The organism is Pseudoalteromonas sp. SIMBA_162, assembly GCF_046535955.1.
Taxonomy (GTDB): Bacteria; Pseudomonadota; Gammaproteobacteria; order Enterobacterales; family Alteromonadaceae; genus Pseudoalteromonas; species Pseudoalteromonas marina.
Genome location: NZ_JAWJBQ010000880.1, coordinates 1 through 250 on the forward strand (window position 1 = coordinate 1; position 250 = coordinate 250).

General features: G+C 50.8%; 1 protein-coding gene. It reads left to right on the forward strand.

What is annotated here, in order from left to right; translation table 11 throughout:
* Positions 1 to 34: 34 nt before the first annotated feature.
* Positions 35 to 250, forward strand: a 216-nt coding sequence (locus R0J88_RS22225) for a hypothetical protein (RefSeq protein WP_410901204.1), incomplete at its 3' end; no start/stop codon positions are given.

Consider the following 250-nt stretch of genomic DNA (forward strand, 5'->3'; position numbering starts at 1 on the left):
AGGAAAAAGAAGCGCAACAGTGCTTGGGGACATAGTGACCGTGAGGCCAGGCGATGCGTATCATTGCATCATGAACGGTATCCAGAGTGGCAGTAATAGCGATTGGAATGGGAGTGAGAGGTATTATTCCGATCTTGCTAGGTTTGGCAGCACCGAGCGCCGCAGTATTGCCCGTGCATATCACCAACTGCCAGGCAATACTGTTTGGAAAATGCAGGGCATAGGTGATGGGTTTGGCAATACCATGGAC